Annotated in this window: 15 protein-coding genes and 5 tRNA genes; 10 read left to right on the forward strand and 10 right to left on the reverse strand. The window is 44.7% G+C overall.

The window, feature by feature from the left end:
• Positions 1-86: 86 nt before the first annotated feature.
• Entirely contained in the window at positions 87-344 is a 258-nt protein-coding gene (locus tag Q0C19_RS05835) for a helix-turn-helix domain-containing protein (protein WP_295053837.1), read from the forward strand.
• Positions 345-402: 58 nt separating this feature from the next.
• Entirely contained in the window at positions 403-1260 is an 858-nt protein-coding gene (locus tag Q0C19_RS05840) for a site-specific integrase (protein WP_295053804.1), read from the forward strand.
• A gap of 161 nt (positions 1261-1421) precedes the next feature.
• Here Q0C19_RS05840 and Q0C19_RS05845 read toward each other — a convergent pair.
• From Q0C19_RS05845 to Q0C19_RS05865, 5 genes are all read right to left on the reverse strand, one after another.
• Positions 1422-1506: transfer RNA gene (locus Q0C19_RS05845), tRNA-Leu, on the reverse strand.
• 23 nt (positions 1507-1529) lie between these two features.
• A tRNA-Arg gene (locus Q0C19_RS05850) sits at positions 1530-1606 on the reverse strand.
• Positions 1607-1617: 11 nt separating this feature from the next.
• Positions 1618-1694: transfer RNA gene (locus Q0C19_RS05855), tRNA-Arg, on the reverse strand.
• A gap of 53 nt (positions 1695-1747) precedes the next feature.
• A tRNA-His gene (locus Q0C19_RS05860) sits at positions 1748-1824 on the reverse strand.
• 49 nt (positions 1825-1873) lie between these two features.
• Positions 1874-1951 (reverse strand) — tRNA-Pro (locus Q0C19_RS05865).
• Between the two features lie 231 nt (positions 1952-2182).
• Between Q0C19_RS05865 and Q0C19_RS05870 the strand changes: the two genes are divergently transcribed.
• Positions 2183-3523: an amino acid permease gene (locus tag Q0C19_RS05870; RefSeq protein WP_295053807.1), complete on the forward strand. Its 1341-nt coding sequence runs from the start codon at positions 2183-2185 to the stop codon at positions 3521-3523.
• Positions 3523-4746 carry an MFS transporter gene (locus Q0C19_RS05875; RefSeq protein WP_295053811.1) on the forward strand — a complete coding sequence of 408 codons (1224 nt, stop codon included), beginning with the start codon at positions 3523-3525 and terminating at the stop codon, positions 4744-4746. Before Q0C19_RS05870 ends, Q0C19_RS05875 begins: the two co-directional genes overlap by 1 nt.
• Before the next feature lie 217 nt (positions 4747-4963).
• Here the strand turns inward: Q0C19_RS05875 and Q0C19_RS05880 are convergent, their stop codons facing one another.
• From Q0C19_RS05880 to Q0C19_RS05890, 3 genes are read right to left on the reverse strand one after another with little or no spacing between them, the layout of a single operon-like run.
• Entirely contained in the window at positions 4964-5740 is a 777-nt protein-coding gene (locus tag Q0C19_RS05880; protein WP_295053814.1) for a thiazole synthase, read from the reverse strand.
• The gene (purN, locus tag Q0C19_RS05885; RefSeq protein ID WP_295053817.1) at positions 5741-6298 is read right to left on the reverse strand and encodes a phosphoribosylglycinamide formyltransferase; all 558 of its coding nucleotides are present in this window, start codon (positions 6296-6298) and stop codon (positions 5741-5743) included.
• A complete protein-coding gene (locus Q0C19_RS05890) occupies positions 6295-7686 on the reverse strand; it encodes an NAD(P)H-hydrate dehydratase (protein ID WP_295053818.1) in 1392 nt (463 codons plus the stop codon). Before Q0C19_RS05890 ends, purN begins: the two co-directional genes overlap by 4 nt.
• A 44-nt stretch (positions 7687-7730) precedes the next feature.
• Here Q0C19_RS05890 and Q0C19_RS05895 point away from each other — a divergent pair, with 44 nt between their 5' ends.
• Genes Q0C19_RS05895 through Q0C19_RS05910 form a run of 4 tightly spaced genes read left to right on the forward strand, consistent with a single transcriptional unit; the run spans position 7731 to position 11219 of the window.
• A complete protein-coding gene (locus Q0C19_RS05895) occupies positions 7731-8699 on the forward strand; it encodes a KpsF/GutQ family sugar-phosphate isomerase (RefSeq protein ID WP_295053821.1) in 969 nt (322 codons plus the stop codon).
• The gene (locus Q0C19_RS05900) at positions 8696-9646 is read left to right on the forward strand and encodes a pseudouridine synthase (protein ID WP_366822972.1); all 951 of its coding nucleotides are present in this window, start codon (positions 8696-8698) and stop codon (positions 9644-9646) included. The genes Q0C19_RS05895 and Q0C19_RS05900 overlap by 4 nt, the downstream gene beginning before the upstream one ends.
• Positions 9643-10041: a secondary thiamine-phosphate synthase enzyme YjbQ gene (locus Q0C19_RS05905; protein WP_295053824.1), complete on the forward strand. Its 399-nt coding sequence runs from the start codon at positions 9643-9645 to the stop codon at positions 10039-10041. Before Q0C19_RS05900 ends, Q0C19_RS05905 begins: the two co-directional genes overlap by 4 nt.
• Before the next feature lie 2 nt (positions 10042-10043).
• The gene (locus Q0C19_RS05910) at positions 10044-11219 is read left to right on the forward strand and encodes a replication-associated recombination protein A (protein ID WP_295053827.1); all 1176 of its coding nucleotides are present in this window, start codon (positions 10044-10046) and stop codon (positions 11217-11219) included.
• A gap of 5 nt (positions 11220-11224) precedes the next feature.
• Here Q0C19_RS05910 and Q0C19_RS05915 read toward each other — a convergent pair whose 3' ends face one another.
• Positions 11225-12298, reverse strand: a complete 1074-nt coding sequence (locus Q0C19_RS05915) for a hypothetical protein (RefSeq protein WP_295053829.1) — start codon at positions 12296-12298, stop codon at positions 11225-11227.
• 201 nt (positions 12299-12499) lie between these two features.
• On the opposite strand from Q0C19_RS05915, the gene Q0C19_RS05920 reads away from it, so the two are divergent.
• Complete coding sequence (locus tag Q0C19_RS05920; RefSeq protein WP_295053832.1) at positions 12500-13729, forward strand: hypothetical protein; 1230 nt, start codon at positions 12500-12502, stop codon at positions 13727-13729.
• Positions 13730-13744: 15 nt separating this feature from the next.
• Positions 13745-14911 carry a hypothetical protein gene (locus tag Q0C19_RS05925; RefSeq protein WP_295053835.1) on the forward strand — a complete coding sequence of 389 codons (1167 nt, stop codon included), beginning with the start codon at positions 13745-13747 and terminating at the stop codon, positions 14909-14911.
• Between the two features lie 143 nt (positions 14912-15054).
• On the opposite strand, the gene Q0C19_RS11845 is transcribed toward Q0C19_RS05925, so the two are convergent.
• On the reverse strand, positions 15055-15227 hold a 173-nt coding region (locus tag Q0C19_RS11845), incomplete at its 5' end, for a vitamin B12 dependent-methionine synthase activation domain-containing protein (protein ID WP_366822977.1).

Consider the following 15227-nt stretch of genomic DNA (forward strand, 5'->3'; position numbering starts at 1 on the left):
TATCGATATTGGGGAGGTAAATTTTAATGGAAATTCAATTAGAGCATTTAAACCTTATTCCCAAAATATTTCAGATCATGGAAACCATGTACGAAGAATTGAAAACGGTGCAGGCGAAACGGTGGTTAAACGTTAAAGAATTAGCTGAATATCTCGGTTACTCAAAAGATCGCATTTATAAGATCAAAGATGAACACATGTTAGAGGGAATCCACTTTTACAATAAAACGGGTAAAATTTTATTTGACAGGTTCGCAATAGACGATTGGGTGAAAGGAAACGACACTCATGAACCTCGTGAATCGAAGCGGGATATTGTGGATCGACTTTTATCATCAATCTGAACGGATTAGACGTTCACTAGGATTGACCGATACAAAGGCGAACCGCAAATATGCTCAAATGAAAATAATCCCTGAACTGCTTTATAAGCTCAATTCGGAGGAGTTCTTTGAAAAAGAAAATACAAAAACAAAAATTCCGATTTTTAGCGAATACGCTGAACAATCGTTTGCATTGCATAAGTACCGAAGAAAACCGACAACACATCATGATTATTACAATGCGTACAAAAAACACATCCTCCCTTATTTTGGTAAGAAGAAGTTAGATGAAATTAAACCCTCGGAAGTGTCTATTTGGCAAAACATGCTGATTGAAAAATTTGAGATTGGTGTGCGACGGGTTAAACAGTTACGGACTATTTTAGCGGTGATTTTTGAAGATGCGTATAAGGATGAGATTATCAGTCGTAATCCAACACGCTTGGCAACCACTTTGCCCAAAAGTCAGTTAGGTAAAATAGAAGCCTTTTCAATGGAAGAGATACAAAAAATATTTTCTGTTGCAGATGGGCAATTTCGTAACTTTTATGCGGTTGGTTTCTTCACTGGAATGCGAACCGGAGAGATCATTGGACTGAAATGGAAAGATATTGATTTCGAAAATAGAGAAATTAATATTGAACGTACTGTTGGTCGAGGTGTTGAATCTGCTCCAAAAACGATTGGAAGTGTTCGCACGATTGATATGCTCGATCCTCTTGTCTCATTTTTGAAAGATCAATTTGAGATCACGGGAGATCAAAACGCGTATGTGTTTATGACATCCAATAACGGTCATTTCTTTGACTCTAAAAATATTAGAGATCATGACTGGAAAAAGACTCTTATAAATGCGGGTATTAAGTACCGAACGATTTATCAGATGCGCCATACATTTGCGACGATGATGATATTTTGTGGGTGTCAAATATGTTAGGACATACAACTGCAAAGATGACATTAGAGCGTTATGCAAGGTATATTAAACGTAAAGATAAACATAGAGCAAGATTTTTAGAAAAAAGTTTTGGTCACAATTTGGTCACAGTAGAAGAAAGAGTTTGACGAAGTCCCTATTAATAGGGGTTTATCGACCGATGGTGCGGATGAAAGGACTTGAACCTTCACACCTTGCGGCACCAGATCCTAAGTCTGGCGTGTCTACCAATTTCACCACATCCGCGCACGTAAAAATAAAGTCTAAGGTGGTACGCCCTAGAGGATTCGAACCTCTGACCGATGCCTTAGAAGGGCATTGCTCTATCCAGCTGAGCTAAGGACGCATGAGTGTATATGGTGCGCCCGATAGGGTTCGAACCTATAACCTACGGATCCGAAGTCCGTTACTCTATCCAGTTGAGCTACGAACGCACAATCGCCTTCTAAAACATCGTGTATCAAAGGTGTTTCAAACCAGAAACAAATGGGGTGGGTGATGGGGATCGAACCCACGACCCTCAGAACCACAACCTGATGCTCTAACCGACTGAGCTACACCCACCATCTGTAATAAAGAATCTGTTTGAAATGATACAAAAAAAGAAAAAACATGGTCGGGGCGAGAGGACTCGAACCTCCGGCCCCTTGGTCCCAAACCAAGTACTCTAACCAGACTGAGCTACGCCCCGACCTTCATCTAATCAAACCCAAGTGAGCTAATTAGTGAGGCGAAATTATAGTCGAAAATAAAAGAATTGTCAAGACTTCCGCGTAACCGAGTTAAACGTATCGGGTATCTTTTACTCTGTATTGAATATAAAAAGGAGAAAGAGGATCAAAAATTAAGTATAATTGACTCTAATTGTACGGCAATATTGAGTTGAGGATGGGGAATGAAGGGAATATTTAGGAAAAAGGATATGAGCGGCACTAACGGAGAGTTCCATCGCAGCCTCGGTCTTATGGACGTGACGTTTATCGGTGTGGGAGCCGTTATCGGAGCCGGTATTTTTGTCATTACGGGTCAGGCGGCAGCGACGATGGCGGGGCCTGCAATTGTGCTCTCATTTTTGCTCGGTGCCGTGATGATCGGGATTACAGCGCTGATTTATGCGGAACTCAGCTCTGCATATCCAGTTGCGGGGAGTGCCTATAGTTTTACTTTCGCTTCATTGGGAGAAGTGTTTGCATGGTTTGTAGGATGGAACCTGCTGCTTGAATACGGGGTTGCTACGGCCGCAGTTGCTACGGGATGGTCCGGATATTTGCGCCGTTTTCTGGAGAACAGTATGGGGCTTCACATTCCGCAAGCGCTTAGCGGCGCCTATAATCCGAGTGCAGGAACCTATATTGATATCAGTGCATTCGGGATCATTTTAGCGATTTTTGTCCTTCTTGCTATCGGAATCAAAGAGAGCGCAAAGGTGAATACGGCGATTGTAATGATCAAGCTTGCGGTTTTGGTCACTTTTGTGGTGGTTGGACTGCCGCACGTTGATTTTCATAATCTCTCAAACTTTTTCCCGTTCGGCTGGGAGGGGGTATGGCATGGTGCTTCGTTGATTATTTTCGCCTATTTGGGATTTGATGCGATCAGTACGGTAGCGGAAGAGACGAAAAATCCCGAACGTAATATCCCTCTGGGACTGATTCTTTCCCTGGCGCTCTCGGTGGTATTTTTTATCCTAGTCAGTTTTACCCTGACGGCAATCGTTCCGTATCAGGAGCTTAATGTTCCCGACGCACTTGCATTTGCCCTTTACAAAGTCAATGAGCCGTTTGCAGCGAATGTTATCGCATTGGGCGCGGTTATTACGATTACCACCGTTATGATTGTTATGGGACTCGGATTTACCCGCATCTTTTTTGCCCTTGCACGCGATGGACTTCTCCCTAAAACGTTCAGTGAAATTCACCCGAGATTCAACACCCCGTATAAAGCGACCATTATCGGCGGCATCTTGCTTAGTGTGATGGCGGGGCTTGTTCCTCTTAAAACGTTAGCGGAATTGGTCAATATCGGAACCTTGTTCGCTTACTTAATGGTAGCGGTTGCAATTATCGTATTGCGTCGTCAAAATATTATTCAGCCGGTATTTAAAATTCCTGCGTTTAAAATCCTCATGCCGCTCAATTTCATCTTGATTATTTTTATGATGGCGGGATTGCCGTTTGAAACGTGGCTCCGTTTTATCGGATGGTCGATGATCGGAATGTTGATTTATGCTTATTACAGCAATAAAAGATCAAAGGCAGAATGATGACAGTATCGCTCTGGCGTCAGGTTTTGACACTCCCCGTTATCGTTATTGCGATGGGATATTTTGTTGATATTTACGATTTGATCCTTTTCGGGGTTGTTCGGGTCGAGAGTTTGACCGAACTGGGACTCGATAAAGAGGCGATTACCCTATGGGGTTCCTTTATTCTTAATGCCCAAATGGGGGGGATGCTGATCGGCGGAATCCTCTGGGGAATTTTGGGAGATAAAAAAGGGAGGCTTTCCGTCCTCTTTGCCTCGATTATCCTCTATTCGGTGGCGAATTTGCTGAATGCGTTTGTTACCAATGTCGAGCAGTATGCGCTGCTGAGATTTATTGCCGGTATCGGTTTGGCGGGAGAGCTTGGTGCCGGGGTGACGTTGGTGGCTGAAATTCTCCCTAAAGAGCTGCGCGGATACGGAGTCATGAGCATAGCGGCGTTCGGCGTACTTGGGGTTGTTGCCGCCAATATTGTTGCTGAAAACTTTGCATGGCGGAACGCCTATATTTTGGGAGGCGTTCTCGGATTTTTGTTATTGGTTCTACGATTTCGGGTCAGAGAATCGGCGATGTTTGAGCACCATGCGAGTGATGATGTGAAGAGAGGCCATTTTTTCGCCCTTTTTACTCACAAAAAACTTTTCAGCAAATATATCAAAGCGATTGTTATCGGTATGCCGCTGTGGTATGTCGTCGGTATTTTGGTGATGTTCTCTCCTGAATTTGCAAAAGCGCTTGCGATTGATGGGGAGGTGAGTGCGGGTACGGCATTGATGTATACCTATATCGGTCTTTCGGTGGGAGATTTGGCAAGCGGATATCTATCTCAGCAGCTTAAAAGTCGTAAACGTGCCTATACGATTTTTATGGTTTTATCGGGAATAAGTGTCCTTTATTACTTTACCCTCTCGGGTGCGAGCGCGCAATCTTTTTATATCGCTGTATTTTTATTGGGTCTTTTCTGCGGCTACTGGGCCCTTTTTATTACGATGGCTGCAGAGCAGTTCGGAACGAATATCCGTGCGACCGTGGCAACGACCGTTCCCAATTTCGTTCGCGGTTCGGTCGTCCCGATTACGTCAAGCTTTATGCTTTTGAAACAGAGCATGGGCGTTTTGGGTTCAGCCGCGATAGTGGGCAGTGTCGTGTTTACGATCGCTTTGGTCGCCCTTTATTTTACACGTGAGACGTTTCATGAGGATTTGGATTATATAGAAGTGTGATGTACTTTTCTCTTTAGAGAGAAAAGTACCAAAAATGCATATCGTGATCCAAGAACGCTCGTTCCTATCGGCACTACTGCCTTCGGAACGGCGCTAGGTATTGGATCACGGGGATTATTATGTGAGATTAAAAATTGCAAGCGATTTTGAGCCTACTGCTGAAGTAAACTCAGCGTTAGCGTAGCCTAGCGGGGCTTTGCTCCGTAGGCGTACAAAATCAGAATTGTATCATTCCATCAACCGGTGAACTTGCCGTTGCATACGGGCGTTTCGGAATCCGTCCCGCCAAGTAACTGAGTCTTCCTGCAATTACCGCATTTTTCATCGCTTCCGCCATCATCATCGGATTTTGAGCCTGAGCAATAGCGGTATTTGTCAAAACACCATCAGCTCCGAGCTCCATCGCTAACGCCGCATCAGATGCGCAGCCGATCCCCGCGTCCACGATAATAGGCACTTTGACCGCTTCACGTACAAACACGATGTTATATTTATTTTGAACTCCGAGACCTGAACCGATCGGAGCGGCGAGAGGCATGATCGCGTGAGCACCCGCATCTTCGAGACGGCGAGCCATGATCGGATCATCCGAGGTGTATGCCATGATCGTAAAGCCATCCCTCGCTAATACTTCACAGGCTTTGATCGTCTCCAAGACGTCGGGATAGAGGGTTTTTTGGGTGTCGCCGATCACTTCGAGTTTGATCAAGTCGATTCCTGTTGCTTCACGGGTAAGACGAAAGAGGGTAATTGCCTCTTCCGCCGTCGTGCATCCCGCCGAGTTTGGCAAAAATTTCACATTGGTACCGGCAAAGGTATCGCGAAGATTCGGCTCATTCGGATTGGTGATATTGAGACGGCGCACGGCGACGGTGATAAGCTCCGATCCTGAAGCTAACGTTGCCGCTTTAGTCGTTTCGAATGAGTCGTATTTTCCGCTGCCGACGATAAGACGGCTTCCGAGAGTATATTTGCCTATTTGTAATGTATGCATCTATGAATCCTTTAGAATTTTTACTACGCTGAGAGGGAGAATCTCATGTTCAATCTCGCGAATTTTAGCCGAAAATTCTTCTAAAGAATCGGATGAATTTTTGGTAAAACTTTTTTGCAAGATTATGTCACCGCCGTCGAGTTCATCGGTTACCCAATGGACGCTGACTCCGCATATTTTTTCATCGCTCTCGAAACTCCGCTCAATAGCGCGGGCACCTTTGAATGCGGGTAGGAGTGCGGGATGAAGGTTAATGGAACGAATCTGCGAGGTGAAGACGGGGGTTAGAATCCGCATAAAGCCGCAGAGGACGACAAGATCAGGATTGTAGTCTTGAATGAGGCTAACCAGAGCTTCATCGTAGCGCTCTCGATTGTCAAAATCCCGATGATCAAGAATTTCGACGGGGATGCCGGCCGTTTTGGCTTTAGTAATACCTCCCGCCTCAGGGTTATTGGTAATAGCACAGACCAGGCACGCGTGTTTGAGATGAATTTTTTCGATCAGGTTGGCGAGGTTGGTCCCTTCGCCGCTAAAGAGGGCAACGATCTTTTTCATAAAGAGGAGATTCTTTCTATAAGGTCAAATGGGGTTAGCGCATAGTTGTTTTTATCAAATTGTCGAGCGGCAAGGGTATGGGCAAGGGAGCCTTGAATTGCCGAATCTACAGGGCTGTTTCCTTGAGCCAACAATGCACCGATAAGACCGCTGAGAACATCTCCGCTTCCCCCTTTGGCGAGTGATACGGTTCCGAGCGGATTGATAAAAAACTGCTCTCCTTGCCCGATGATTACGTTAGACCCTTTAAGCACCAGCACGGCGTTCGGATAGGCGGCACAGAATTGTTCCGCATAGGTAAATCGGTCGTTTTGCAATGTGGTGACATCGATATCGGCAATACCGCACACATGTAATATTTGGGTGAACTCTTTGGGATGAGGGGTGAGGACAATATTTTCACGCTTTAAGAGTTGACCAAACATCGGGTGATAAAAAATATCGGCATCCAAAACGAGCGGGAGGGTATTGTCCAACAGACGAGACAGCTCATCGTCACAAAACTCTACCCCTAGTCCCATGCCTAAGGCGATAGCCGCAGTAGTGGAGGGGATAGTATGGCTTTGCATCAGTTCATAAGGGATCGCAACATTTTCATTGCTGATTAGGCTGACTAATCCCGTTCCGAAACGGAGGGCGGCTGAGCCTGCAATGACCGATGCTCCGATTTTTTCGCCGCAGACGATCGCCAAATGGCCGAAGTTTCCTTTGTGGGAAGAGGTTTTAAGTCTAATGGGGAGTGATAAATCCTTGGCTTCCAACAGATGCCATGCGGAAGGGGTTTCATACCGGGTTCGATGCACTCCCAAATCTGCGACGAGAATTTCGCCGCAAATCTCTTTGGCACCATCACTGAATAGTGAGCGTTTGAAGCTTCCCATAGTCACTGTGATATCGGCATGAAAAACATGGGTGTCAAATGTGCCGTCGGGATAAAGTCCGCTGGGGACATCGCATGCGATTTTGCATCCGTTCATCTTGTTCATTAATACCAATGCCTCTATCGCGGTAGGCCCGAGGGGGCGGTTTAGCCCCGATCCGAACAGCGCGTCCACAATAACGTCATACTCTTCTTCTATCGGGGCATGTTTCAGTCCCAATGCCTCGGCACGTTCACGCTGAAGATGGGCAAGCGGGGAGCTCGCACCGAAAGGGATATGGATACCGATACGGTAGTCCCCCTCCAGCAATCGTGCGAGCGCCAAGCCGTCAGCTCCGTTGTTTCCGCTGCCGCAGATGATAAGGAGAGATGACTTTAGACGGAAGCGTGAGCGGATGAGGTGTGCCATTGCGAGTGCGGCATGTTCCATCATCAGCTCTTCGCTGAGGGCAAATTTTGTAACGCTGCGCTGATCCAGAGTGGATACGTCAAGGTAAAGATTTTGCATAAACAGACACCAGTTTTAAAGGGTTAATGAGCTATAATAGCTTTATGAACAATGATTATATCGCAATAGCCAAAAACACACTTGAAATTGAAGCGCAGGCTCTCATAGAGGGGTCAGAACGTCTTGGAGAAGAGATAATTCGTGCCGTGGAGATGATCTTAGCGTGCAAAGGTAAACTGGTCATTACCGGTGTGGGAAAATCGGGGCTGATCGGGGCAAAAATCGCCGCGACATTTGCCTCGACGGGAACACCGAGCTTTTTCCTCCATCCCACCGAAGCATTGCACGGCGATTTGGGGATGATCGGTCGGGATGACGCGGTATTAGCCATCAGTTACAGCGGTGAGAGCCCGGAACTCAGCTCCATCCTCCCTCACATCAAACGATTCGATATCCCCCTTATCGGGATGACTCGAAACGCAGATTCTACGCTCGGACGTTTTAGCGATGAGGTGATCAATATCAATGTCACTCATGAAGCGTGTCCTCTCGATATCGCTCCGACCTCTTCAACGACGTTGACGTTGGCGATGGGGGATGCGCTCGCGGTGTGTCTGATGAAGGCGCGAAATTTTCAAAAAGAGGATTTTGCTTCGTTTCACCCCGGCGGTGCTTTAGGAAAACGCCTTTTTGTAAAAGTGTCCGATTTGATGCGAACAACCGACCTTCCGATCGTGGATGAAAATACCCCGCTCAAAGAGGCGATTTTAAAGCTTAGCGAAGGGCGTTTGGGGACGGTGATGCTCACTGACGCAGAGGGGAAACTCTCAGGGTTGCTGAGTGATGGCGACATCCGTCGTGCATTGATGAGTGAATCGTTTTCGCTTGATTCCTCAGCAAAAGAGTATGCGACAAAAAACCCTCTGGTGCTCGATGATGCGACAATGCTCGCCTCTGATGCGCTGGTGTTGATCGAAGAGAAAAAAATACAGTTGTTAGTCGTCACCGATAAAGATCGTCTTATCCAAGGTGCATTGCATCTTCATACACTCGTGGAAGCAGGTATCTCATGATGCGTTTAAACAAATATATTGCCCACTATTCAACCTACTCTCGTCGTGAAGCCGATCAGGCGATTTTGGACGGATATGTACGAATCGATGGAGAAATCGAAACCAATCCTGCCATTCAGGTTGATGAGCGTCATGCCAATGTCATGATTAGCGGAAATAAGATTGTTCCGAATGATCAGTTTACGGTGATCGTTTATAACAAACCGCGCGGCGAATTGGTGACGAAAAAAGATCCTCAAGGGCGTAAAACGATTTACGATTCGCTCGCAAAACAATATCGCCACTATATTCCTGTGGGACGGCTCGACTTTGCCTCTGAGGGTTTATTGCTTCTCACTGATGCGTCTCGTGTTGCGACGGCGTTGATGACGTCGAAAATGGAACGGGTCTATAAGATTAAGATCAAAGGGCCTGTTACCGATGCGATGAAAGTTGCCATGGGAGAGGGATTGGAGCTCGAAGATGCGAGTGCCGGTGCGCATGAGTATGCACCTGAGGGACCGATGAGCTTCGCCCCTTTTTATGCTTACCAAGTGCAAAAAGACCAAGGGGATTACTCGATCCTAAAAGTCGCCATCGGAGAGGGGCAAAATCGTGAGCTTCGCCGATTTTTCGCCCATTTCGGTGCGGAGATCGTGGATCTAAAACGTCTCAGTTTCGGAGGGATAGAGCTCAATAATCTTCCAACCGGAAAAGTACGCTTTTTGGAGCGAAGTGAGTATTCAAATCTGCGAGAGTTTTTGGATGCCGTAGAGAAAGCGGAGAAACAAAAACAAAAGGGTGAGAAAAAAGCTCCGAAAGTGTTCGAAAAATCAGAATCGAAGCCCGTCAAAAAAACATTTGTCAAAGACAAAGCAAAAGCGAAGTCGAAGCCTTCCAATGAGCCTTTCGGCACCAACAAATACAAACCGGAAAAAAAATTCGCAAAAGGTGAGCATAAAAAATGAAAACACTAAAATTTCCAACCAGTCATAAAACACAATTAATGGACATCAGTTCCGAAGTCAAAGAGGCCGTTATTACCTCGGGGATCAAAGAGGGAATCTGTGTTGTTTTTACTCCGCATACGACAGGGAGTGTCTTTTTGTTTGAGAATGCCGACCAAAATCTTCGTCGTGATTTATTAGCGGCGCTCTCTAAGGTTATCCCCAACGATGTTCAATACGCTCATGTCGGAAGCAATGCAGCGGCACATCTCAAGTCATCCCGTATGGGCGCATCGGTCAGTATCCCGGTTCATGACGGACGTCCGATGTTCGGAAAATGGCAGGGTGTTTTCTTCGGGGAGTTTGACGGTCCCCGTCAAGAGCGCGAAGTGATCATCAAGGTTATCGCAGGTTAATCGTGGCCGATTTTACCTACCTTTTGCGTCCAAAAAAATTTGATGATGTGCTAGGTCAGGTTCATCTTTGCTCTCCGGACGCTCCGTTGCGTTCACTTTGCGAGGGCGGCAATCTTACCCACTCTTTTTTTTACGGCCCTCCCGGCTGCGGCAAGACAACCTTGGCACGAATCATTGCGGATGTGATGGGTCTGCCGTTTTACGAATTTAATGCCACATCGCTCAAAATCGAGCAGCTTCGCAAAATTTTTGACCAATATGAAAACTCACTCACCAAGCCTTTGGTTTTTATCGATGAGGTTCATCGTCTTGCAAAGAACCAGCAGGAAGTGTTACTCCCCGTTATGGAAAAAAACAGTGTGTTAGTGATCGGGGCATCGACGGAGAATCCCTATTTTAGCTTGACTGCAGCAATGCGATCACGCTCGTTGTTGTTTGAACTCCATTCCATCGGTTTTGACGCGTTAGAAGATTTGTTAGTCAGTACCTCGGTTGAAATGGATGAGGAAGCACGAGAGTATTTGATTGCCAGTTCGGGAGGTGATGCACGCGCAATGCTCAAACTTCTCGAAGTTGCCTCTGCGTTGAACAAACCGATTACCCTGTCCCTCTTAAAATCACTCCGCCCTGCGGCACAGTCTCTTGGGAGTTCTGAGGCGGGAGTCCATTACGATCTCGCTTCCGCCCTTATCAAAAGTATCCGAGGTTCCGATCCCGATGCGGCGATCTATTACCTTGCACGCCTTATCGAAGGGGGAGAACCGCCCGAATTTATTGCACGACGTCTCGTGATCCTCTCTTCCGAAGATGTCGGGAATGCCAATCCTCAAGGGTTGACTTTGACAACCTCGGCGATGATGAGCGTGAAACAGATCGGCTATCCCGAAGCGCGTATAATCCTCGCACAAGCGGTGATCTATCTGTGTGCATCACCCAAATCAAATACGGCGTATAATGCGATCAACGCCGCGCAGAGCGCCGTTAAAAACGGAGTGATCCTCGATATCCCTGAACACCTGCGCCAACAGCACAAAGGATATTTGTATCCGCATGACTTCGGCGGATGGGTAGAGCAAAAGTACCTCTCAAAACCCCTCAGATTTGTCGAGTTTAAAAACAGCGGTTACGAAGCGAAGATGGGGGAGTGGATCGAGAAAGTGTGGGGAAATAAAGATTGATAGAATTAGCCGTAAGTGTCAATTTTTGCCTTATTCGCATCCGCCATATCGAGAGTGCTCATGCCGCTTAAAAAATAGGGATTTTGAGCAAACAGTTCTTTTAGGTAGAGATCCTGCTTAAGGGATATTTTTTGTTGCACTTTTTCCTCATCCTCCGAGAGGATACTATATAAGCCGATATTATGATTTTGGAGGCGAGATTCATCGTTTAGCGTAGAATTCTCTGCTAGCATATGATCGTGAAATGCTTGGGTGTCATCAATAATTTGTTGCTTATAATTGGAACCGAATTCGTCGCTTAACCCCTCAGCTAAGGTAACGGTACCATCGAGGTTTGCGTCCATTTGGAGGGTGTGGTCAAGTTCTTTTTCGACCGTGTTTTCAAATTTGGCATATTGTGCTGTCGTGATGTTTCGGTGGTAAATATTATCTGTTTCAAAGAGGTGGTGCGCGTCGGGTGCGCGACCCAGACTTTGATAGTTAGCTCCCATCACTGTATTCACTTGAACTAATTTTTTCCCAATGTAATCATAGTCTTTTTGGCGTTCGAAACCGATGGTCAGAGCTTGTGCTTCATCCCCCTCGATTTTACCATTTCTATCGGCATCCGCTTTTTCGTAGCCGCGATCTACGCGGATATTCTGCATCCAGCCAGCGACAAAATTTTCCGCCTTGCCGTTTAGTCGTAGCACTCCGTCATTCCGCTCAAAAAAGTTGTTGCTATCGCCGAATTTCTCCTTGAGATTGTCGATGGTCTTTTTGGAGAGGTCGAAGATGAGGATTTCACCGCTTCCCATCGGATCACGGATCGCGACGAGTTGTGTCATATCATCCGTGGAACCGTCGGAGTGGGTGATGTATGTGTGTTTAGAAGAATCGACGGACAATTTTTCGCTCTGTAGTTCATCGAGAGTGAGTTTTTCAAAACCACTAGCCGATGAACGGTAGACATCTCCCTCAACCGTTACTTTCGTCGGTTCCTTTTTGAGTTGCTGTAACTCATCGGATGTATGAACTTTGGACGGTTTCGTTTGATACGGTATGTTATGAAATGCGGATGGAGAAACGGAAATTCCCATAGCCTACTCTTTACAGTTACTTAGGCGATATATCGGATAATTAGAAAAAAGCTAAATAGAGGGATATGGTTTTTGTATCGAGCACGGAAGGACAGGGTATAGTGAATTGTGTATACTGATATATTAAAAACATAAAAAAACTGAATTTATTTTTTTGGAATTAAAATTGCTTATCATTACGGAACACACTGGAGCGTCATTATGATCGTCACATCAGCAACTCAAACTGGGTATACACCAGCGACAAACAAAACAACGGCGACTAAAGCTACTTCGGCTTATGAGAGTGTAACGCCTACAACTACACAGCAAATGGACCAAAAAGCTGAAATACAAAAGAAAGAAGAACCTACAAAAGCAACGGCAGAGGTTCAAAATGAAACTCAAGAACCCATAATAACGACACAGCAAGAGATAGAAATAAAACAACAAGCAGCCCAGACAACGAGCGAAACAGAAGAGAGTCCGCTTGCTAAGGCTATACAAGAGAGTTCGCAAACGCAAAGCGTAGAGGAGACAAAAGCCACGGGAAAAATCGCTGAAATGGAGGAAAAGTATAAAGATGTTTATACTCCTGTTCCAGAGACATACTCAAAAGCCGATGAAGAACTCCAAACGCGTAAAATTTATGAAGCTTATCCCGATTATATAGATTTTCGTGAGTTTTTAAAAATTGTAGATAGCTACTATGATGAGTTAGGTGGAGTAAAAATGGAGTTAGGGAAAACACCAACACAAGACCAAATAGATAAACAAAAAATAGCTTTTGACAAAGCTTATGAACTATTTGGTGGGGAAGAAAAGTTTACTGCCATGCAAAAAGGTGCTATGGAAATTATGAAAAAGTACCCAGTAAATACATTGGGGAAAGATGAACGTGTTCATAACGCAACAGAGTTAGCCCGCTTTACTAATGCAGCAGTTTATGAAGGTTTGGAACAAGGTAAAACAATTGAAGAAGCTAGAATATATGCAGCGAATTTAACATCATCTTGCATGGATACAAGCTATACGACAATAAATTTCTTAGAAACACTCATAAAAGCCGGACGGGCTGATCCTGATGCACTAAAGTGGTTTTTGGACAAAGATGAAAGATATTATCCGAAAAATCCAAATGATATAGATTTTAATGCTACCAATAACCAAACTATGGATTTAAGAAAATATGGGATAGAGGGAAGTTGGGAATATTATGAAAAACCTGAAAATCAAAAGGGAATGATTGCAGAGATAGAGAAAAAAATAGGTCAATTCAATTTTATGTTAAATAATGAAAATCTCATAAAAGACGCTTATAGTAAACTTGTTGCTGATGCTCAGAATCTTGGAAATAATGCAGGTTATAAAAACTTGATTAACGATGATTATATGCCTAGAATGGTAGACGGGCTGAATATTTTCAAAAACTATAAAATCTATGACAATTAGGTCGAAGGACTCATTATGATTGTCACATCAGCCACTCAAACTGGGTACACACAAACGACAAACAAAACTACGGCGACTAATGCCACTTCGGCTTGTGAGAGTACAACAACTACGCAAGCAGTATCTCAACCCGATACAACTTCTTCAGCATCAACCGCGCAAACTACGTTAGCCACCATTTCTACCAAATGGGGATTCAAGGTCGATGAAAATGGCTTTTTTGGAACGGATTTTAATAAAGTGGCTGGTATTCCGGAAAATGTAAAAATACATCAGACCATGATGGACATAGCGGAAAAGTATACTGCTGCACGAGGCGATGGTATGGATTCTCTAAAAGTTTTTTCAAGAGTATGGACTTTATATTCAACAATTGCAGGAGATACCCTCGACCCATCCGGTACAGGGTATATGACGCAACAAGAAGCTGCCGCTATGCCGAAATCTTATGTCTCGAAAGGGAGTCTTACTGATGGCATTGTGAGTGTACAAAAAAATATGGATCAATGGAATGCGATGTCAAAAATTGCAGCTGATGTTGATAATGCCACAGACGGTTTGTTAAATACTGGATGGAAAGGTTTTATGGCATTTGATGGAGTATCAGGACGAGATAATAATGGAGAGACCGCATTTTATGGAAGTCGAGAAGTTTTTGAACTTCATGCTGGTACCAAATATGAAGAAAAAGAATCGGATGATAAACTTGCTGTTGGCGAATTGTTTGGAGCTTTTTTTTACAAAAGAGTCGACGAGGAAACTAATTCCTATAATATGGACAATAATAACACTAGCATGAGTGGAGTTCAATATAACGGTTCTGTGAAAGCGACTAAGGCCTATTATGAATTTTTGAAGAGCGGACAAGATATTAAAACCTATATATCGAACACAAAAGGGAAAGATTATCTCGAAGAATTTTCAAATAGAATCTCCAGATTGCCCAATGGTGAGATTGATACCGATCTTGCCGATAAGTTTTTTGAAGAGTTAGATAAATCACTACAAAATCAACGTGCGCAATATCAAGCCAATAGCTACCCATCTTTGGACGCATCAACATCAAAAACAGCTGCTGATTTAACTGATAATGGATCATTAGGTCAGCTTTCACAAATGTATCAAACTACTCAAAAAATCAAATTGCCCACAGCCGGAAGTTTGATAAATATTGGTATATAGATTACTTTATTGCATGACAAAAAATCTTCGATTCGATTGATATAAAGGGGTAAGCGGTTCTTTCGTCATCCCGTACTCGATACGGGATCTTAAGCGGTAGAGATGCTGAATCAAGTTCAGCATGACGAGAAAAATGCTAGAAACTACACGCTATAATAGCTTGCCTCTTTATGATGTACGACAAGCGCCGTCGTACTCTGCTCAGGATGAATTTGGAACGTCTCAGAGAGGGTAATTCCAAACTCTTCGGGGCGCAGGAGATCAAAAATGATACGGCTCGGTTCCAGATCAGGACACGCAGGGTATCCAAAACTGT

The sequence above is a fragment of the Sulfuricurvum sp. genome, from assembly GCF_023250475.1.
Taxonomy (GTDB): Bacteria; Campylobacterota; Campylobacteria; order Campylobacterales; family Sulfurimonadaceae; genus Sulfuricurvum.